General features: G+C 38.0%; 16 protein-coding genes. 3 read left to right on the top strand and 13 right to left on the bottom strand.

The genetic code is table 11. From position 1 onward, the window contains the following. Window positions 1–4: 4 nt before the first annotated feature. The 12 genes from LZF87_RS07380 to LZF87_RS07325 all read right to left on the bottom strand — a co-directional run bounded on the left by LZF87_RS07380 (window position 5) and on the right by LZF87_RS07325 (window position 15,320). Window positions 5–616 (bottom strand): fumarylacetoacetate hydrolase family protein, encoded by a 612-nt coding sequence (locus LZF87_RS07380; RefSeq protein ID WP_244338100.1) that lies wholly within the window; start codon window positions 614–616, stop codon window positions 5–7. A 45-nt stretch (window positions 617–661) separates the two neighbouring features. Beyond that, window positions 662–1,435, bottom strand: a complete 774-nt coding sequence (locus LZF87_RS07375) for a 3'-5' exonuclease (protein WP_244338099.1) — start codon at window positions 1,433–1,435, stop codon at window positions 662–664. Between the two features lie 114 nt (window positions 1,436–1,549). Continuing rightward, window positions 1,550–3,199, bottom strand: coding sequence for a DUF4832 domain-containing protein (locus tag LZF87_RS07370; protein ID WP_244338097.1), 1,650 nt, complete (start codon window positions 3,197–3,199; stop codon window positions 1,550–1,552). A gap of 130 nt (window positions 3,200–3,329) precedes the next feature. Further along, window positions 3,330–4,610: a hypothetical protein gene (locus tag LZF87_RS07365; protein ID WP_244338095.1), complete on the bottom strand. Its 1,281-nt coding sequence runs from the start codon at window positions 4,608–4,610 to the stop codon at window positions 3,330–3,332. A 507-nt stretch (window positions 4,611–5,117) separates the two neighbouring features. Next, entirely contained in the window at window positions 5,118–6,719 is a 1,602-nt protein-coding gene (locus LZF87_RS07360) for a T9SS type A sorting domain-containing protein (RefSeq protein WP_244338094.1), read from the bottom strand. A gap of 492 nt (window positions 6,720–7,211) precedes the next feature. Continuing rightward, window positions 7,212–8,777, bottom strand: a complete 1,566-nt coding sequence (locus LZF87_RS07355) for a T9SS type A sorting domain-containing protein (RefSeq protein ID WP_244338093.1) — start codon at window positions 8,775–8,777, stop codon at window positions 7,212–7,214. Between the two features lie 364 nt (window positions 8,778–9,141). After that, on the bottom strand, window positions 9,142–9,594 hold the full coding sequence (locus LZF87_RS07350; protein ID WP_244338092.1) for a hypothetical protein: 453 nt from the start codon (window positions 9,592–9,594) through the stop codon (window positions 9,142–9,144). A 202-nt stretch (window positions 9,595–9,796) separates the two neighbouring features. Then, window positions 9,797–10,357 (bottom strand): T9SS type A sorting domain-containing protein, encoded by a 561-nt coding sequence (locus tag LZF87_RS07345; RefSeq protein ID WP_244338090.1) that lies wholly within the window; start codon window positions 10,355–10,357, stop codon window positions 9,797–9,799. A gap of 21 nt (window positions 10,358–10,378) precedes the next feature. Continuing rightward, window positions 10,379–11,401: a hypothetical protein gene (locus LZF87_RS07340; protein WP_244338088.1), complete on the bottom strand. Its 1,023-nt coding sequence runs from the start codon at window positions 11,399–11,401 to the stop codon at window positions 10,379–10,381. A 116-nt stretch (window positions 11,402–11,517) separates the two neighbouring features. Beyond that, entirely contained in the window at window positions 11,518–12,804 is a 1,287-nt protein-coding gene (locus tag LZF87_RS07335) for a dihydrolipoamide acetyltransferase family protein (RefSeq protein WP_244338086.1), read from the bottom strand. Window positions 12,805–12,925: 121 nt separating this feature from the next. Then, window positions 12,926–14,095 (bottom strand): glycosyltransferase family 2 protein, encoded by a 1,170-nt coding sequence (locus LZF87_RS07330; protein WP_244338084.1) that lies wholly within the window; start codon window positions 14,093–14,095, stop codon window positions 12,926–12,928. Window positions 14,096–14,132: 37 nt separating this feature from the next. Beyond that, complete coding sequence (locus LZF87_RS07325; RefSeq protein ID WP_244338082.1) at window positions 14,133–15,320, bottom strand: hypothetical protein; 1,188 nt, start codon at window positions 15,318–15,320, stop codon at window positions 14,133–14,135. 212 nt (window positions 15,321–15,532) lie between these two features. Between LZF87_RS07325 and LZF87_RS07320 the strand changes: the two genes are divergently transcribed. Further along, window positions 15,533–17,395, top strand: a complete 1,863-nt coding sequence (locus LZF87_RS07320) for an ABC-F family ATP-binding cassette domain-containing protein (RefSeq protein ID WP_244338080.1) — start codon at window positions 15,533–15,535, stop codon at window positions 17,393–17,395. An 83-nt stretch (window positions 17,396–17,478) separates the two neighbouring features. Here the strand turns inward: LZF87_RS07320 and LZF87_RS07315 are convergent, their stop codons facing one another. Continuing rightward, a complete protein-coding gene (locus LZF87_RS07315; protein ID WP_244343761.1) occupies window positions 17,479–19,032 on the bottom strand; it encodes an SDR family oxidoreductase in 1,554 nt (517 codons plus the stop codon). 140 nt (window positions 19,033–19,172) lie between these two features. On the opposite strand from LZF87_RS07315, the gene LZF87_RS07310 reads away from it, so the two are divergent. After that, on the top strand, window positions 19,173–19,979 hold the full coding sequence (locus LZF87_RS07310; RefSeq protein WP_244338078.1) for an O-methyltransferase: 807 nt from the start codon (window positions 19,173–19,175) through the stop codon (window positions 19,977–19,979). Between the two features lie 406 nt (window positions 19,980–20,385). Beyond that, window positions 20,386–21,075, top strand: a complete 690-nt coding sequence (locus LZF87_RS07300; RefSeq protein ID WP_272494271.1) for an ABC transporter ATP-binding protein — start codon at window positions 20,386–20,388, stop codon at window positions 21,073–21,075. Window positions 21,076–21,434 lie beyond the last annotated feature (359 nt).

The following is a 21,434-nucleotide window of genomic DNA, read 5'->3' as shown; positions in this document are numbered from 1 at the left end:
TGCTTTACTTTACCTGTATTTTAAAAAGTTGTTTTCCTTCTATAAAACCTTCCAAAACGTCATCCGCCTGAACTTTCGCTACTCCGGCGGGTGTTCCTGTAAAAATAACATCTCCTGTTTTCAAGGTGAAATATTGTGAAACATAAGCAATTAACTCGTCTATTTTCCACAACATCTGGCTGGTATTTCCACTTTGAACGACCTTACCGTTATTCGTTAACTCAAAGTTAACATTTTCGAGTGAACTGAAATTTTTTTTCGGTAAAAAATCACTTATTATCGCTGAATGATCAAATGCCTTTGCTTTTTCCCATGGAAGTCCTTTGCTTTTTAACTCAGTCTGTAGATCACGAGCTGTAAAATCAATACCCAATCCGATTTGATCATAGTATTTATGTGCGAATTTCGGATCAATATACTTCCCCACCTTATTGATTTTCACTAAAACCTCTACTTCGTGATGCACGTCATTACTAAACTCGGGAATAACAAAAGGGGTTTGTTTCGGCAAAACCGCCGTATCCGGTTTCATGAAAATTACCGGTTCGCTCGGACGTTCGTTTTGCAATTCGGAAATGTGGTCGGCGTAATTCCTCCCAATGCAGATTATTTTCATTTTTTTGAGTGGTTAAGTTACTGGGGCGCTGAGTTACTAAGTCTTCTACAGTTTTGTATTGAGTTTTCTAAGTTTAATTGCGGTCAGCACCTTTTTGGTATATAATGGGAAATCGGCGTTTTGAATCCATCCGAAATAACCCGGTTCTTTTTCCAATACCTCATCTACCAAGGCACCTTTGTGCTTTCCGAAAGTAAAAATTTCCTTTCCTTCATTATTCAAAGCAATAAAGCCGGCAAAATCAACCGATTTTTTTCTTGTGGTGAATTCCGACAGCGCTTTCATATCGTTTTCCAGATCCGGATAACGTTCTAATTGGGCTTTCAGGATTTCGTAAGTCGCCATAGTATCTGCTTCCGCACTATGAGCATTGTTCAGAATCTCTCCACAGTAAAATTTATAGGCCGCACTTAAGGTACGCTCTTCCATTTTGTGGAAAATGGTCTGCACATCCACAGAAACACGGTTTTTCATATCAAAATCAACTTCAGCACGAAGCAATTCTTCTGCTAAAAGCGGAATATCAAACCGATCTGAATTGAAACCGGCCAAATCCGAATCCTTAATCATATTGTGAATCTGAGAAGCCAACTCTCTAAAAGTAGGCTCATTGGCTACCTTTTCATTGGTAATTCCGTGAACTGCCGTAGCATGCGCCGGAATAGGAATTGTAGGGTTTACCAACCAAGTCTTACTTTCCTTATTTCCGTTGGGATATATTTTTACGATTGCAATTTCAACAATTCGATCCTTACCCACATCAATACCAGTGGTTTCTAAATCGAAAAAACAAATCGGTCTGTTTAATTTGAGTTCCATTTTTACATTTTGAATCGATACAAATGTAATTTTTAAACCCAAATATTACTAATTTATTTCGGTAAAAAAAGAAAGGCGGTATCTACAAAACCGCCTCTCAATTCCTAGCATCTCCTATCGATTCACAATAATACACCGAACCTCTTTTTTCCCTTCACTTTGAAATTGAATAAAATAAACCCCGGTATTAAAATCCTGAGTATCCATAACCAGCATATTATCGGCCATGGAAGAATATTGGATCTTCATTTTTTGTCCAAGGGAATTATACATGGAAACCTCATATTGGCTGATCCCTTCTAATTCAATAATCAGTTTATCATTGGCAGGTACAGGATACAGTTTAATATTTGCGGCCGTATTTCCATAAGTACCCAACGTTGACTGCACATCAATTGTATGCAGCAAATTATTATACCCTGTATTGATTTCCCAAGTAGACTCGTTGGAAAAACGCAATGAATATTCCGGGCGCAGTGCCAAATTCTCTTTTCTGTCTGGGAGGTATAGATACATTTTATAATTCCCGGCAACCATATTAGATGGCAGCACTACCTCTTCGCTAATAACCTGTTCTGTTTTACTCGACCAGAATCGGGGATCAGTAATCAAAGGAAGTCTATACTCCTGACTATTGGAGGTGTTCCTTAAAACCAAAAACACCGTTCTGGCATTAAATAATGAGGCAAAACCAGAATTTTTCACCTTAAGACCAACAGTCATAGCTGTACCGGCGCGGGCCGTTTTCAAAAAAGTTCCACTAATCAATTCAAACCGGTATCCTAATTTTTTCTGCATATCCGGAAAACAACCCTCAGCCTGAAAACCGCTTGTCACCGCAGGATTAAAACTGACATTCAGATAGGTCCAGTGAAATTTTTCCATTTCAGACAATGCGGTGACACATTTTGACCTTGGTTCGTTTACGGAACAGGTTTCTCCTCCCATAACCAAATACTTGGTTTCCTGTTCCAAATAAGGATATTCGACAGAAACATTTTCATACGTTCCATAATCAGTAGAACTGGCTAAAAAACAATCATTATGATGCCCTATTCTCGCCAAATCTGTCCCCTTAAAAGCCTGATCTTGAGACAAAGGATCTGTCACATTATAGGTTTTCTGCTTTAACTTAGGCGTCCTGATCTGAACCATTTTTGAACTGGGCAGCGATGTCAGTATTGCATCAACCACTTCTTTTCTGTTGGCATAATCTGAAGCAGAAGGCGGCCTTCCAAAGTGATCCGTATAATACCATTCTCCCCAGGCACCTATGAAGCCCGCCTGCAGTGAACAAATAACATCCTCATTTGAAACCAACAGGTTTTTCAGCTGGGAAATATGCTGTAAAACAACTGATTTAGGAGCATCGAGAACCCCCGCATCTTTATTATCGGAATAGGCAAAACGGACTATGCATTTCAACCCGGCATTCCTAATTTTATTAAAATCAGACTGCATATTACTTAAGTAGGAATCCGAGATAGGCCCATTTACAAAACTTTCCATATAAAAAACCCGCAGTATCAAAGTAATATTATTATTTTTCCTGTAACCTTCTAATGTTGACTGATTTAACCCTATATAACTCGAGGAATGTACTTCGGTATGCCTGTAAAACCCTCTTTCCGGATTAGCAATATTTTCCGAAGACGGAGTATAATTTACCATAGCTGTTGTTTGAGCAATTACCGCAAAAGGCAACAGTAGCAAGGTAAGAACAACTCCTTTGAAAGATCTCTTAAATATGATTGTATTTTTCATTTCTAAATTGTTTAATTCTGATTTTTAGCACATTATCATTACATCTTGATAAAACGCCGCAGTTTCATACGCTGAAATTTATAGTCCAGCATTGTAACCGCTCCATTTTAAATTCCATGATCATTTGCTACTATCTTCCTATTCCTGAATCATATCGCTGTATCACAAAATGAGGATGGTATGACATGAGACCTTCCCCGGACTCACCTCCGATTAAAATCTTCCCGTCCGGCTGTATCAGGACACAGTTAGCCTGACTGCTGGTTTCCGGGCCATCAGTAGTAACCACAACACCGTTCGTTCCAAATGTGGTGTCTGGTGTGCCATCGGCCTGCAGACGAATCATCGCAATATCATGAGCGCTTGTTGTTGAAACTGCACCTACAACCAGTATTTTAGAATCGCTTTGAAACTGAATAAGCTGTTCGTGTGCATTGAATTTAATTGGCGAACTAAACACCCCGGATTCACCGAAACCAGTATCTATATCGCCATTTGGAAAAAGCCGAATTACCTGAAAAGAAGTCGTTTGTCCCGAAATGGAAGAAGACCAGCCACTAAATACTATTTTATCATCAGACTGCATTTTTACAGATTGTGCTTCATCCATATCATCAATATCTATTATTTTGATTCCGTTGGTTCCGAAAGAGGTATCCAGATTTCCGTCACCAAAATATCGGACAATAGCAAAATCGCTATGATATTCTCCGCTAATATTTTGGACCGCTCCAACCAACACAATTTTTCCATCAGATTGTATTGTAATGTCATGTGCAAAATCTTTTGCCCCTACTGATGTAGTTACCACGCCGTTAGTACCAAAACCGTCGTCTACACTTCCATCGGGATTGAATCGAAGCAATACGAAATCTCTGTTCGAATCAGCAATCGAAAAGCCGGCTACCAGAATTTTTTCGTCCGACTGAGCAATTATCGATTTTACATTCAGAAAATTTCGTAAAACAAGACCGTCCGTTCCAAAAGAGTTATCAAAATTTCCGTTGCTGTCAAATCGGGTCATGACAAATTGCGAATCCACATAATCATTATATACAATTCCTCCGGTTACTATCATTCCGCTTGATTGTAATAATGCGGAATTCAATGAAATCTTACCGGTTGAAAAATTACCAATCACTAAACCTGCGGTTCCAAATGTAGGATCAAGTTTACCACTGCTATCGAACCTAGCTAATGCAAACTGTGAAAAAAGGCCATGATTTGATACGGTACCTCCTGCAATTATCTTTCCGTCCGGCTGCAGAAGCATGGAATGCACGGCGGAGTCGAAAACATTAAACGTAGCCAAAACCCTCCCGTTACCGTTAAAAGTGGGGTCAAGGGTTCCATTCTGCGCAACTATTATTTCTGTTATCAGAAACAGTAGTAAAAAAAACCAATATTTCATCTTTTTACAATTTAATTTACCGATAGATGTACGTAATACTGCAAGAACCTACGACTGCCTGCCAGTAACAATTAATAAATCACTTCAAATATTATTTCCACACACAGGTTCGAAAAAAGTACTTGTACAAAAAAAAATCAGGCATTTAACAACTGTATGTCTTGCAATACAGCATCCTTACTTTTAAATTTTTACCACCAGAACTCTTTACATCTGAACCAAAGACTCACTTGAAAACCATTCATGACAAATCAAAAAACAGTCTCAATTACATTGCTTAGTTTCAAAAGAAACGACTTTAAATTTGGGGGGAATCTCCATCGCTTTGACGTGCTTTAACATCACCATTATTGGGGCAGTATTGTCAAAAAAATCCGAGCTGGGCAACTCTATGAAGAACAGAATCCGTGAGAATGGATTATTATAAATTGAATCCATGATAACAGACTATTTACATCAAAATTCAATATAAAAAGAAGCAAAACTTTTAACTTCATTTTGCTTTACTTATTTTTTCACTATTCTAAAATTTTTGGTTTCATTCTCACCCGAAACCGTTATGAAATAAATACCTGCAGCCAACGTTCCGGAAAAATCCAGTTTCTGAGAATTAAATCCTGCCTTAAAACCTTGATCTTTCAGCAAAGCAGTTACTTTTCTGCCGTCGAAGCTGTATAAATCCATAGAAAGCACTTCAGGCTGATTGAGGGTAAAATCAAATGTCAGGGTTTCCCTGAAAGGATTTGGGTAAATCAGAAAGGGATGATTTTTGTCAAATTCCGAAACCACAAGCCTTCCGCTTGGATCATTTCGAAAAACCACAGTATGACGGTGACAAGAGAACCAGGCTTCACAAAAGGTTGCTCCCGAAAGAATTTTACCATCAGGCTGAATAGCTAATTTGCCATCTAAGGCTCTGCTGTTTATCAGTATTGAGGTTATATACCCCTTATTGCCAAAATTCGAATCTAAATCTCCGTTCGTTTTAAAATGCACGATTCCTAGTGCAACCGGCTCAAAATTATTGGTTGGATCAGGATTTTCACTTGTTTCATAAGTTCCTGCAGCTATTAACTCTCCGTTTTCAAGTTCTTTGAGTGACTGCAATCCCAGAATCGGATATTCTATTACTTTAATTCCGTCTGTACCGAAAGTATCATCCAAATTCCCTTCCTCATTTAAACGTACCAGTCTATTTACGACTCCGATACTGGGAAATAACCCATAGCTGGAGCATAAAAATACCGTTTTCCCACTGGACTGAACCAAAACATCTGTTGTGTCATCTACATCCAAAAAATTAAAACTTCTCACCCCTTCATCACCGAAAGTTGTATCCAAATTGCCATCATCTTTTAACCTCATAAAAAAAACGTCTCTTTGATAGTCATCAGGATTAGCACTTCCATAGTTTCCGCTTATCATAATTTTCCCATCCTTCTGACTTATAATATCATGCAGCGTAATATTTGTCTGAGGCATCAAAAAATCAATCACTCCATTACTTCCGAAATCAGTATCCGGCATTCCGTCCGGTTTATATCTCTCCGCTGTGAAACTAACAAAGGCTCTGGCACTTCCAGCCTCTTTAACTGCCAAAATTCTGTCATCTGCCTGAACTGATATTGATTTTATAATATTTACCGGATCTGTTATGGTTCCGTTTGTTCCGAAAGAGTCATCTATAGAGCCATCCGGATTTAAGCGAAATATATAACTGGACAAAGAGTTAAAATCTCCCTGCCAGACTAGACCAATAATTTTACCATCCGACTGTAATTCAACATCTTCAATATTATTCTGTAAACTACTTGTAACAAATCCTTTAATTCCGAATGCCGGATCTAAAACACCATTTTTGTCGTATCTGTTAATAACATATCTAGGATCCGTGCCGCGCAGATTAAAATTTATAGCAGTGAGGAACGATCCGTCCGGCAGTAATACAATCGATTTAAACTCAGATTCCAAATCCATAGTATTATCACTATACATCTGAAATATGATTCCGTTTGTTCCAAAACTCTGATCAAGAAACTCATTTTGGCTATACAACGAAAGCGGAGGAAATAAAAGGTACACTAACGTACATAAAGTAATCTTTTTCATAACCTTTTTTTGAAACCATTACTCTTCAAATACTAACTTGCAAAATTTGCGAACCTCAAAAACAATAAATTGGAGTCATCCGAAATAAATATCCCTTTCGTCTTACTTCACAATTTTAATAGTCACGGCGTTATTTCCGTTGAAAACTTTCAAAAATGAACGTCATGTTTGGAAACCGCCCCCCTCAATTATTTTTACATTCAATTTAATTATCAGTTGAATAAATAGAAGAATCACAGAAATAAAATAACGTAAAGATCATCATTGTTCTATTAAATGAACCATCTGACATTCGTTCGGAATTGAGCCGACAATAAATTCATTGTAAAAAAGCAATGTAAAAATCGACTGCCTTTTTTTAAATCCCAACAACTTAACAACCTTAAAACCACACCTTACTCAGCTATTTATGGTAAATAAATCCATATTTTCATTTAAAAACACTTTATTTTTTCTATAAATGCAAATAATCATAGATAAAAAAAACGACTCCTATTTTACTATTTTAAAAACTTTAGTACCTGAATCTGAATTGATATTTAAAAAATACACCCCTTTGGACAAATGCGCTGGGACAACCAATTCCATCTGATTGTTACCATGAGAGAAAAACTCATCTTTCATCAAATTCGATATCACTTTCCCGCTTACATCTAATAAATCTACCGAAACTTTTTCGGAACCAGAAAGCGTAAAATCAACTTTCAACGGAGAGCCATCCCTAATTGGAATAGGATACAGCTTAAAGGAATCGTCAATAAAATTACTCGCTGTATTTAAAGAACTGCCCATTGTATAACGTAAAAGCCAACCTCCACTCACAGAAAAAAATGTATTGAATCCTACTGTTATAGTATTTGGCAATTGAAAATCGGGTTCGATGAAAAAATGGGTATCATACCCAAGAGCGGTTGTTACAGTCCCATTAGTACCAAAAGTAGTATCCTTCGTTCCATTTGGATTTAAACATGTCATTGAAAATAAATTGCGTGAGTTCCCAGAAATCCCTCCAGTAATAATCTTGCCATTAGGTAGTCCCCACAAAAACGGATGAATAAAATACGAAGAATAATTAAGATAATACTCATTAACGTTGATTACACCGGTCGTGCCAAAATTCAAGTCTAATGAGCCATTATTCGTCAATTTTACTATTTTGGAAAATCTATTGCCCAAATCCGTCATAAAATTGTAGGAAAGCAAAATTTCACCAGAAGACAAAACCCGCCAACAAGAAAATGTTCCGTTTGTGACCTCGGCAACAGAATTCAGGTACCTGATCCCATTAGTCCCAAAAGAGGAATCCAATCCTCCTGCACTTGTCAGTCTGACAATGTAGTCTCCACCAAATTCCCGTGGAAAACCAAATGTATATTCGTGTTCGTTTACACTTAAAAATAATTTATCATTTGAATCTGCCGCCATAGCAAGTGTTAAACCATCTGTACCTGCTGGATTCCAACTAAATTCCCCGTCTACACCAAAACTTAAATCTTTACTACCATTACTATTAAAACGCAACAATAAATACATTGTATCTTCATTAGTATTATTGGTAAATTTTAAAGAAACCGTTATCTTCCCGCTACTATGCAACACGGATCTAATTTCGTCCAAACTATCAAAACCCTTAGGCCGTGAATTCCAATATACAACTCCTCCCACCCCAAAAGATGGATCTAATGAACCGTTTGTATCATAACGTGCCAAAATATTACCTCCCGTATCCGGCCAGCCTGCGATTAAAAATTTATTATCCGCTTGCAAATTGATTGAATAGTTATCACTGGACACCGGTGATATGATGTACCCATTATTTCCAAAACTTTTATCTTTGGTTCCGTTGGCATTGAACCTCATTACATAACCATAGTTTGCTACCAATATTTTGGAATCTTGTTGCACCGCCATTGCCTGTATCCCTATCGGAGATTCATTAATGGTAACTTCTTGAAATCCATTAGTACCAAATGTCGTATCCAAAACCCCATTTTGCGGAAAAACCCCACTCAAGGAGGTACTTAATACTACTATAACAATTAATATAAACCTTTTCATTATTTCTTACTTTTATACTTTAAAATCATAAATTTTCATAATCCCAAAAAACTTACAACCTAAGTTTAACAGTAGTTATCACATGCCACAAAATCTCTTTAAAAATAATATTGATCTATAAAGATTCTGACAGCAATAATATTTTAGTAATTTTTAAAAGATTACAAACCAACTAAAAACAACATCTTTTTTAGATTTTCAGCAAATCAAAATAGCCGTCGAAGATATGTCATGTTTAGTAGTGTGATAAAAGTGAAGCAATTTCTGAGTTTCCTATTTTACTACTTAAAAAAACTTTCTTCCCAATATTTGAATGTATTTACAGGAAATACACTCCCAGTGATTGTAGTCGGTACTTTAAGGTTCAACTGATTACTACCAGGGAAAAAGTTTGTTTTTTAATTAATTGTTTAATTAATTTTCCATCCAAATCATATAAATCGATGGAAAGATCATCCGTTTGACCAAGATTGAAATCAACGCTTACACCATTTTCTTTAATTTGGTTAGGATAAAACATAAAACCATTTTTAAAGGAGCTAAATTCAGACTGTTCCAAAAGCCTTGAATTATATTTTAACAAAAAAGTACGTGGATAATAAGATGAAAGATAAACTTCTGAAAAATTGGCTCTTACAATAATTTTATCATCCGTTTGAACCAATACCCCTCCAAATTTTGATTCGCTATAGCCAATAAAGTGAAGGCACGGTTTTCCGTCTTCGTCAAATGATGCATCGAGTACACCATCCCGGGAATAGGAAACCGAAAAAGCTAAAATCAGCATCCATAAAAAAAGGAAAGTAATTTTACTCATGATTTCTAACTTTTTGATTGCCATAAAGTTACAAAAATATAACCCGTTCTAAATTTACTTTAGTGTTAAAAAAAAAGACCTCAAAAATGAGGTCTTTTACAAAGCTATCAATGCCATCATGGGATTTGGATAGTAACTTAAGTTTGAGTTGTCAAATTCTGAAGAATGCAAAAAAGTTCCCGAAATAAACATTACTTTCTTCCTACTTCACAATTTTAATGGTAACAGCGTCATTTCCGTTGAAAACCTTCAAAGAATAAACGCCATCTGCCAGCGCTCCCGGAAAATCCAGTTTTTGGGAATTGTATCCCCCTTGAAATTCCTGATTCTTCATTAAATTGGCCACTTTTCTGCCATCATTACTGTACAAATCCATCGAAAGTATTTCAGGATCGTCAAGCGTAAAATCTATCGTTACTGACTCCTTGAAAGGGTTTGGATAAACACGAAAAACATCCGTTTCATTAAATTCTGAAACTGCAAGTCTTTCTCCCGCATCATATCTTAAAACCACAGTATACGGATGACTAGACATCCAGGCCTCACAAAAAGTTGCCCCTACAAGAATTTTATCATCACGCTGCATAACTAATCGGCTTCCTAAGGCCCTGCTATAAGGCAACGTGGTCCTTATATAACCATTTTGACCAAAACCCGCATCCAATTCTCCATCCCAATTAAAGCGTGAAATTACTATACCGACAGGTTCCTGATTATTTTCCGGTGTCGGATTTTCACTTGTCTGATAAGTTCCGATAGTCATTAGTTTTCCGTTTTCAAGTTCTTAAAACGACGAAAATAAAGGGGGATATTTCATTATTCTAATTCCGTTTGTTCCGAAAGTATAATCAAAATCTCCATCCGCATTTAAGCGTATTAATCTTATTACACGTTCACTACTGTCTGACGATAACCCATAACTCAAAGTTAAAAACACCATTTTCCCATCGGAGTTAACCAAAACTTTTGAAGCATAATCAGTATCGTCAAAATTAAAAACCCTCAACCCTTCTTCACCGAAAGTTGCATCGAAACTGCCATCCTCATTTAATCTCACAAAAAGAATGTTAGTTCGATAGTCATCGGGATTGGCAGTTTTAACAAGAACATTTAGCAGTATTTTTCTATCCGCCTGGCTTACAATACCCAGCAACGACAAATTCGCCTGAGGCAGTGAAAAATCAATTGCTCCTTTATTTCCGAAACCAGCATCCGGCGTTCCGTCCGGTTTGTATCTTTCGACTGTAAAACTAGGGAAGACCCAATCATACCCGATGGTTTTGCCAACCAAAATTTTATCGTCTGACTGAATTGTTAATAACCGAAGAGAATTTACCTCATCCGTAACGGCTCCATTAGTTCCGAAAGAGTCATCTGGCGAACCATCTGCATTATAGCGAAATAAATAATGTGTTAAAGATGGATAAATTCCTTCCGCGGCAAGACCAATAATCTTTCCGTCCGATTGAAATTTGATGTCGACAATATTATTATTCACTTCACTGGCAATAAAACCATTTTCTACAAATGCCGTATCTAAAGCTCCGTCATTATTGTACCGGATTATTACATATCTGGGATCCCTGCCGTGGAGATGATAATTTGAAGCGGTAATAAACTTATCATCAGGCTGCAAAACAATCGACACAAAGTTTGACTCGCCACCGTGACCTGTTTGCAGATCAGTATAGTTTTGAAATATGATTCCATTTGTCCCGAAAGTTGGGTCGAGAAATTCATTTTGGCTAAACAACCAGAGGGGATTAAAAAAAAGGTTAACCAGCAAACATAATATAATTTTACCCATATTTGCTAACTTTTTGATTACCTTAAAGTTACAAAAATAAAGCCCTCCCTAAATTCGCTTCAGTGTAAAAAAAAGACCTCAAAAATGAGGTCTTTTAAAAAATTGTATACTTATTTTTAGAAATCTCTATTGATATCCCAAGCCTCTAAGTACTCGGCAACACGTTTCACAAAACTTCCTCCTAATGCACCATCCACAACTCTGTGATCGTAAGAGTGCGACAAGAACATTTTCTGACGGATTCCGATGAAATCACCATCCGGAGTTTCAATAACCGCCGGCACTTTTCTGATAGCACCTAAAGCTAAAATACCTACTTGCGGCTGGTTGATAATCGGAGTTCCGAAAACAGAACCGAAAGTTCCAACGTTAGTTACTGTATATGTTCCGCCTTGTGTATCGTCTGGTTTCAATTTACCTGCTTTAGCACGGTTTCCTAAATCGTTTACCGCTTTAGCCATACCTACAAGGTTTAACTGGTCTGCATTTTTGATCACTGGAACAATAAGGTTTCCGTTTGGTAAAGCCGCAGCCATACCTAAGTTGATATTTTTACGTTTGATGATGTAATCACCATCAACAGAAATATTCATTCCAGGGAAATCTTTCAGCGCTTTGGCAACTGCTTCCATCATAATTGGCGTGAAAGTCAATTTCTCACCTTCTCTCTTTTCGAACGCATTTTTCACTTTATCTCTCCATTTCACGATGTTCGTCACATCCACTTCAATGAACGACTGAACGTGAGCCGAAGTTTGTATCGAAGCCGTCATGTATCCGGAAATCAGCTTACGCATTCTGTCCATTTCCACGATTTCGTCACCACCGTTAACAGAAACAGGGGCTGCCTTAGCAACTTCTGGAGCAGCAGCTTTTGGAGCAGGAGCCGCAACCGGAGCCGGTTGGCTTCCTCTATTTTTAACGTAATTTAAGATGTCTTCTTTATTTACACGGCCGTCTTTTCCGGTACCTTGAATCGACTCTAATTCCGCTAGTGAAATTCCTTCTTCTTTAGCAATGTTTTTCACTAGTGGAGAGAAGAATTTATCAGAACCAGAAAAATCTGCTGGGGCTGCTGTTTCTTTAGCCGCCTCAACCGTTTTAGCTACTTCTGCAACAGGTGCTGCAACGGCCTCCGCTTTTGGAGCTTCCACCGCCCCGCCTTCAGTTTCGATGATAGCAATGGTTTGTCCTACTTGTACCACATCATCTGTGTTGAAAAGAATTTCAACAAGTGTTCCCGCCACTTCAGAAGGTACTTCACTGTCTACTTTATCGGTAGCAATTTCAAGTACTGCTTCGTCCATTTCAATTTTATCTCCAACCTTTTTTAACCAGTTGGTAACGGTTGCTTCAGCAACACTTTCCCCCATTTTGGGTAATTTCAATTCAAACTTTGCCATATCTTTAAACTAAAGTTGTGTTTTCGTCTTTCGTTTGCAAAATTAATAAATATTTTGAGCCTTAGCGACGAATTAAACAAATTTGCGTGATTTTTTTATATTTTTCAAAATTACGAATCTTTTAATTCGAATTTTTAAGCATAATTACCTCTCCTCTGTCATTACTGTTATTACTCCCTATTATAAAAGAAGACTTTTCAGGAAGAATCTTAAAAGTAAAACCCTTGTTTTTATTTTTCTCCAGAATGCCGATGATTTCCATAAACGAAAAACGGTTGTTATCCAATACGATTTCCAGTCGGCCTCCTTTCGGAATTTCCTGCGAAAATAAGTCATTTTCATCAATATCAGCAGCCTGAATTACCTTTTTTTGCAACTGTTTTTCCAATTTTCCCCCCAAGCTTTCATCGGAAGAAATAAGCACATATTCATCTGGTTTGGAAAAGATTTGTTGCTGTTGCTGTTTTTTTAGTATCGCAAACAGGAAGGCTCCGATTTGCATGAAAACATCGAAAACAAAAGAACCTCCAAAATGCTTTTTGTAGAAAAAATGCATCGCTTCACGGAAACGCTTCATATAGGTTCCGTCTCGCACCGTACTTTCTCCTTTATAATGGATTACCGAAGTTTCATGAAAGTAATAATTCGATTTTCCCGTTTTTAAAACCGTATAACTCAAATCGATATCATCCGAATACATAAAACAGTTTTCGTCAAAACCGCCGACTTCAAGGTACAAATCGCGCTTCATCACCATAAAAGCCCCGACGAGTATATCTACTTTCCCGGTTTGGTTTTCGGATAAATGCTGGGCATAATATTTATTGAAGAGACCCGATTTCGGAAAAATTTTATATAACCCGAAGATTTTTGTAAAAGCCACCCAAGGTGTAGGGGTTCCGCGTTTGCATTCCGGAAGGAAGTTCCCCGTACCGTCAATGAGTTTGCAGCCTACAATCCCCAAATCGGATTTTGATTCGGCGAAGGCCAAAACTTTTTGAAATGTATCTTCAGCTACGACGGTATCCGGATTTAAAATACATATGTATTTCCCTTTTGCTTCGGCCACACCGATATTATTCCCTTTAGGAAAACCAAGATTGGCCTTGTTTTCGATGAGTCGGACGTTTGGAAAACGCAGCTTCATCATCTCGCAGCTGCTATCCACAGAAAAATTATCAACAACGATAATTTCACCTTCAATACCCGAAAGCGCTTTCTGAACGCTCAAAACACATTGCTCGAGAAAATAACGTACGTTGTAATTAAGTATGATTACGGATAGTTGCATCCGACAAATATAACGCGAAATTAATCGATTCTGAAAATTAGAAATTCTCAGCCAAACTGACACGCAATGACCAGTCGTTTTTACTCACCCCAAAGTCCAGGGTTACATTATTATTGTTTTTCTTGTTCCATTTCACGCGCAATCCCGTTCCCACTGCGGGGTGCCATTTGGTAAATTCCGAAGTATATAATTTTGAAACTGAAGAGACATTCGCAAAAAAAACAGCTCCAAAAAAACCATCTCTGGTAATATCTGTCCTGTATTCACTCTCAAAATACAATAAGCCGTTACTTCTGAATCTGTTTCGGGTAAAACCTCGCCCCGTTTTCCCAAAACGGTCCCAACCGATACTCGGCAAATCCAGATAATGCGGATCTCCCCAAAAAGTAGACCAGTAAAAGAACCTACCTGCCAATACTCTATGAAGTTTTTTATGCAAGGAATAATACTTTCTCAAGTCAACATATATCGATTTCCAGTCCTGATTATCCAACCCTCCATTAAAATTATTACGATAATCGAGCTCTGCATAAAACCCTTGCTCCGGATTAATCACATTGATTCTTGAATCATATAAAAGTTGAAGCGCAATCCCAAAAGAACTCACATTGGAGAAATCCCCTTTCATGTATTTAACGTAATCAGTTTCTCCTTCAATAAACGATTCTTCTGAAATACCTTCATAACTATCAAATAAAACACCAAGCCCCATCCTGAAATTTCCGGCAACTTTTCGGGTAGCAAACTGATAAAAACGCCACTGTTTGTACTCTAATCTTGATATTTCCGTTTCCGAATTATTATTCCCTAAACCATATGTAGGCTGCGGATAGATCATGTAACGATAATCACCTGTAAAATTGTAAATGTTTCTATTGGTATATAAATAAGTCGTAATCGGAAAAACATATTGGCCATCCAGACTGAAATAAGGCGTAAAAATCACCTCAGACATCCTGGTATTTTTAGTGTCTTCACCGAGGTAAAAAGTTGTCAAAAATGAAATTACAAATCCACCACCGGCATCTGATCCTGCAGGTGAAGGAAACAAGGAAAATGCAATTCTTTTATCTTTAAACTTGTTAATCGAGTCGTTTTTCACAAAAATCTTTTTGTAAATATCCCGAATGTCCTTACTGTTATACTTAATTGAATCACTTTGCGAATAACCAATATCCGTTGAAAAAAGAAATATCGCCAGTATCGCTACAAATAAATGATTCATCTTTTGTTTTTTTTACAACACCATTATTACAAATTTAAGCTATTTATTGAACTGTACGTAAACACTTAACAACGTAAATCAAAATTACCTGAATCCGACATCGCTATTAGCCTAAAGAAAACATAAACTCTCCTTGAATCACCGTTAATTGATTACTTTTGCACCCGAAACCTTTTTAGGTTCGAATTGTACGAAGTAAAAAAATATATCAGGTGAATTATCTTTCAGTAGAAAATATATCGAAATCATTCGGAGAGCGTACGCTGTTTGAAAACATTTCGTTTGGGATTAACAAAGACCAAAAAATCGCTTTTATTGCCAAAAACGGTTCAGGAAAAACCTGCATCATGAAGATTATCAATGGTGAGGATGAACCTGATACGGGTCAGGTTGTGGTGCGTAAGGACATCAAAATGGCGTTTTTGTCGCAGGACCATAATCTGCAGGATGAACTGACGATTGAAGAAAGCATTTTCGCTTCAGACAACGAGATCCTGAAAGTGATTGAACAATACGAAAAAGCGTTGGAACATCCGGAAGACGAAGAAGCCTATCAAAAAGCTTTCGACAACATGGACCGTCACAATGCCTGGGATTTTGAAACGCAATTCAAGCAGATTTTATTCAAACTGAAGCTGGAAGATTTCAAACTGAAGGTAAAAAACCTTTCGGGAGGACAGAAAAAACGTTTATCATTAGCCATTATCCTGATTAACCGCCCGGATTTATTGATTCTGGACGAGCCGACGAATCACTTGGATCTGGAGATGATCGAATGGCTGGAAAGTTATTTTGCCAAAGAAAACATCACGTTGTTCATGGTGACGCACGACCGTTTCTTTTTGGAGCGCGTTTGTAACGAAATCATCGAATTGGACAACGGAAAATTATACCAATACAAAGGGAATTACTCCTATTATCTGGAGAAAAAAGAAGAGCGTATCGCTTCGGAAAATGCCACTATCGACAAGGCGCAGAACCTTTTCGTCAAGGAATTGGCCTGGATGCGCCGCCAACCGAAAGCGCGTACTACCAAATCGAAATCGCGTCAGGATGATTTTTATAAAATCAAGGAAGTAGCCGAAAGCCGCAGAAAAGAGAATGTGGTCGAACTGGAAATCAACATGGAACGCATGGGAAGCAAGATTATCGAGCTTCACAAAATCTCTAAAAAATTCGGTGACAAGGTTATTTTAAATGATTTTACTTTTGATTTTCAACGTGGGGCACGAATTGGCATCATCGGGAAAAACGGAACAGGAAAATCTACTTTCCTTAATTTACTGACAGGCACTATTCCGCTTGACGGTGGAAAAGTTGTGGTTGGTGATACGATTAAAATAGGTTACTACACCCAAAGCGGCATCAACCCGAAACCGGGACAACGTGTTATTGACATTATTAAAGAATACGGGGAATACATTCCGCTGGCAAAAGGAAGGATTATATCGGCTTCGCAATTGTTGGAACGTTTCCTTTTTGATGCTAAAAAACAATACGATTACGTAGAAAAACTGAGCGGTGGCGAATTGAAACGTTTGTATTTGTGTACGGTTTTGATTCAGAATCCGAACTTTTTGATTCTGGATGAGCCAACAAATGATTTGGATATCGTAACATTAAACGTTTTAGAAAGTTTCCTTTTGGATTATCCGGGATGTTTATTAGTCGTTTCACACGACCGTTACTTCATGGATAAGATTGTAGATCATTTGTTTGTTTTCAGAGGTCAGGGCGAGATTGAAAACTTCCCAGGAAACTATTCCGATTTCAGAGCGTATGAAGACAGCGCCGACGTAGCCCAGAAAGAAGAAAACAAAGCCGAAAAGAAAGACTGGAAACAGCAAAACAACACTAGCGGCTTATCGTTTAACGAACAAAAGGAATTCCAGAAAATAGAACGCGAAATCAAAGATCTGGAATTCAAAAAGAAAGAAATCGAGCAATTGTTTTCAGACGGAAAAGTAGCCGATGCCGATATTGAAAAGAAAGCGAACGAATTGCAGAACGTCATCAAAAAAATAGAAGAGAAAGAAGAACGTTGGTTTGAACTTTCTGCTAAGATTGAAGGCTAAAAGAAGAAAAAAGAAATAGGTTAAAACAAAAACCACAGCAGATTTTTATTTTGCTGTGGTTTTTTATTAAAAATTTGTGCAGACTACCATGAAATGGGCCTATAATCTTTTAAGAATTTTCCGCACCAGTGTTTTCCTGTATTAATGCCGTCAAACAAAGGATCCATGACTCTGGCTGCTCCATCAACAATATCTAAAGGTGGCTGAAAATCTTCTTCCTCTTGTTTTCTTTTTGCCATTTCAGCAGGATCTTCGTCAGTAACCCAGCCCGTATCTACCGCATTCATAAAAATACCCTGTTTCGCCAAAGCCCCTGCAGCAGTATGGGTTAACATGTTCAGTGCTGCTTTAGCCATATTGGTGTGCGGATGACGGGCATCTTTATAACCATAATAAAACTTGCCTTCCATAGCGGAAACATTAATGATGTGCTTTTGTCCTGTATTATCTTTCTTCATTACCTCTGCAAGGCGGTTACACAAAACAAAAGGCGCCACAGCATTTACGAGTTGTACTTCTATCATTTCAGTAGTTTCTATTTCACCCAATTTTAAACGCCAGCTGTTTGTTTTTCTTAAATCGACTTGCTGCAAATCGGCATCCAGCTCTCCTTCCGGAAAAACTTCATTTGCTACCAACGTATTATCGAAAGAATAAGGGATTTGCGACAATTTAGCCGAAGCCCGTAATCCAATTCCCGGTTCCGGTCCATGCCAGGTAACCGGCATATTTTGATTGGATGAAGCTCCCGAAGTCAATATTTTCAATTCCTGTAAACAATCGGTATGGTCCAATAATAAATCTTGCACCTGTTTTGGTAAAGAGATGACAGGACGCTCTTCGTTCTCCATTAAATGAGCATAAAACCCGGCGGGACGTCTTACTGTTTGCGCCGCGTTATTGATCAGAATATCCAAACGACCATATTTTTGCTCAATAAAATTGCAAAAAATCTCTACGCTCGGAATATGTCGTAGATCCAATCCGTGAATTTTTAAGCGATGCCCCCATTCCATGAAATCCTCTTCCTGAGCAAAACGCAAGGCAGAATCGACCGGAAAACGAGTCGTTGCAATAACGGTTGCTCCTCCGCGTAAAAGCATCAGCGTAATATGATACCCTATCTTTAAACGAGAACCTGTTATCACCGCTATTTGTCCTTTTACATTTGCTGTCTGAAAACGTTTGGCATAATTAAAATCGCCACAATCGCTGCACATCGTATCATAAAAATGGTGCAGCTTAGTAAATGATGTTTTGCAGACGTAACAATTTCTGGGTGTTTCCAGTTCCAATTGTTCCTTATTGGCAAGATCTGTTAGTGCCAGTAATTTTGGAGCAATAAAAACACTTGCTTCGCGCGCATGGCGTATTCCGGTTTCTTTTCGGGCGGTTTTGTCCTTGTTTTCCTTTTTGCGTTTGGCGGCTAATTTCCCGTCTTTTTTTCTACGGGAAAGCTCCTCCCGATCGGGTCTGGAAAATTGCCCGGCCACTTTAATCAAAGCCGTTCTTTGCGCTTTCGGAATATCAAATATCTGATCGGTATCCGTATTTAATTGCGTTAATATTGCAATGCATTTGTCAATTTCTTCCAAAGTTATTGCATTGGTAATTTCTATTTCATCTTTCACTTTCATAAAACAAGGTGTCGATTTTGGCGTAACTGCCAAAGCTGCAAATATAGTTTTAAAATCCGGTTTCAACTTTTTACTATAAAAGATTCAGTGTTTCTAAAATGGCTTTGTATCTTCGTCTCCTGTTTGTAAAACCTTGTGTAATGTTATTTCAAATCAAAGCATATCTAAACTTCCTCTGGAACTCCAAAAACCAACATGGAGTACATTCACCGTTTGTCTATTCTTTGGTAACCAAATGTTTTTACGATAAAAAACCGAAAGCGGAATATAAAATTCTGAAACAATACCGAAACAATCTGCTTCAAAACAAAAAAACGATTGAAGTGACAGATTTCGGAGCCGGATCGCGTGTTTTCAAATCAAATAAGCGACAAATTTCAAAAATTGCCGAAACAGCCGGAATTACTCGAAAAAGAGCCGAATTATTATTCCGTATCGTAAATTATTTTCAGCCTGACCCGAGCGACAGCGAATTGGCGGAGCAAAGCATTTTAGAAATTGGCACTTCGTTAGGGCTGGCCACTTCTGCCCTTTCTTTAGGAAATCCGAAAGCGAAAATTACCACTTTAGAAGGCTGTCCGGAAACCTCTGGAGTTGCACAAAAGCAATTTCAAAAATTCAACTTTAACAATATTGAAAGCGTTGTAACCGAGTTTACCGAGTACTTCAAAAACTCCCGGCTAAACACTGAACACTACCAACTGATTTACTTCGACGGCAATCATTCCAAAAAAGCCACATTGGAGTATTTCGAGTTTTTACTTCCAACCGTTACCAACGACACGGTTTGGATTTTTGATGACATTCATTGGTCCGAAGAAATGGAAGAAGCCTGGGAAGCCATAAAACAACATCCTAAAGTAAAAGTGACCATCGACACATTTCAGTGGGGACTGGTATTCTTCCGTTACGAACAGGAAAGGGAAGATTTCATTATCCGAATCTGAGTTTTTAGTAATTTTGATGTTCAGAAAGCAAGCGACAAGAGAGACTTAAAGGTACATGGCTGGATATTCGAATTCATACCGGAAAACTCGTTGACTTAAAAATTGATTTTCCAAAAATCCTCGAAGGAATAAAGGAAATTTACACAATTTCACTATAACTTTTTAAAAATCAGAATTTTAACAAACAAATAACATCGATAAAAAATCGTAACTATTTAAAAATCAATATCTTTGTGTTGCGTTAAAATCACATCTATAGATGATTAATAGCAATCATACTTTTTTGGAACTCCTCATCTTATCAATGAGGAGTTTTTTTATACCTTGTTGTAACAATATTCCGCATTTAACTACTTATACCTTATCCAATTCGTTTTTGGACTTCTAAAACCGAAAAATCACGAAAATGTCAAAACCCATCATTGAAATAAAAGGTATTACACGAGACTTTCCGCTAGGAAATGAAATTGTTTACGTGTTGAAAGGTATCGATTTACACATCAATAAAGGCGAATATGTTGCCTTAATGGGACCATCGGGTTCAGGAAAATCAACCCTGATGAACCTTTTAGGCTGTTTGGACACTCCTACCGCAGGCTCGTACGTTTTAAACGGAAAAGACGTAAGCAAAATGAAAGACGATGAACTGGCCGAAATCCGAAACAAGGAAATCGGGTTCGTTTTTCAAACCTTTAACCTCATGCCGCGAACGACTGCTTTGGACAATGTCGCACTACCCATGATTTATGCCGGGTACGACAAAAACAGCCGAACCAAACGCGCCACTACAGTTTTGACTCAGGTCGGACTGTCAGACCGTATGGACCACAAACCCAACCAGCTTTCTGGTGGACAACGCCAGCGTGTAGCTGTTGCAAGAGCTTTAGTGAACCATCCTTCAATTATCCTTGCGGATGAGCCTACGGGTAACCTGGACAGTAAAACTTCCGTGGAAATCATGAACCTTTTTGACGAAATCCATGCGAACGGAAATACCGTGATTCTGGTTACGCACGAAGAAGATATCGCCAAACACGCCCACCGCATCATCCGTTTGAAAGATGGAATGATTGAAAGCGATAATCCGAACAGGTAGCGAGAGACAGTATTCAGTGATTAGATTGCAGAAAGCACAGGGCAAGTTGCAGAAAAATTCTATCTGAAAATCCGTAAAAAACCGCATTCCCAAAAGTTTTTTTTGAAGCGAATGGTCCCGATAGCTATCGGGAGGGCTTTATCAGCAGTCCTTATTCCCGCTTTTCACTTTACTTCGTGCCGTTCCAAATGCGAAGCATTCACTGAACTCCTATAAAAATAAAAATTTAGTGAAGTAATCGGGGCTAGCCAGGAATTGTATTGAATATTTGCAAACTTCCGAAAAAACCTCAGTAACTTAGCGACTCACAAACTCAGAAACTTTAAAGATGAAACGAGCTTTCAGCGAGTTCCATCGAA

The sequence above is a fragment of the Flavobacterium enshiense genome (genome assembly GCF_022836875.1).
Classification (GTDB): Bacteria; Bacteroidota; Bacteroidia; order Flavobacteriales; family Flavobacteriaceae; genus Flavobacterium; species Flavobacterium enshiense_A.
This window is presented reverse-complemented; position numbering and strand designations above follow the sequence as displayed.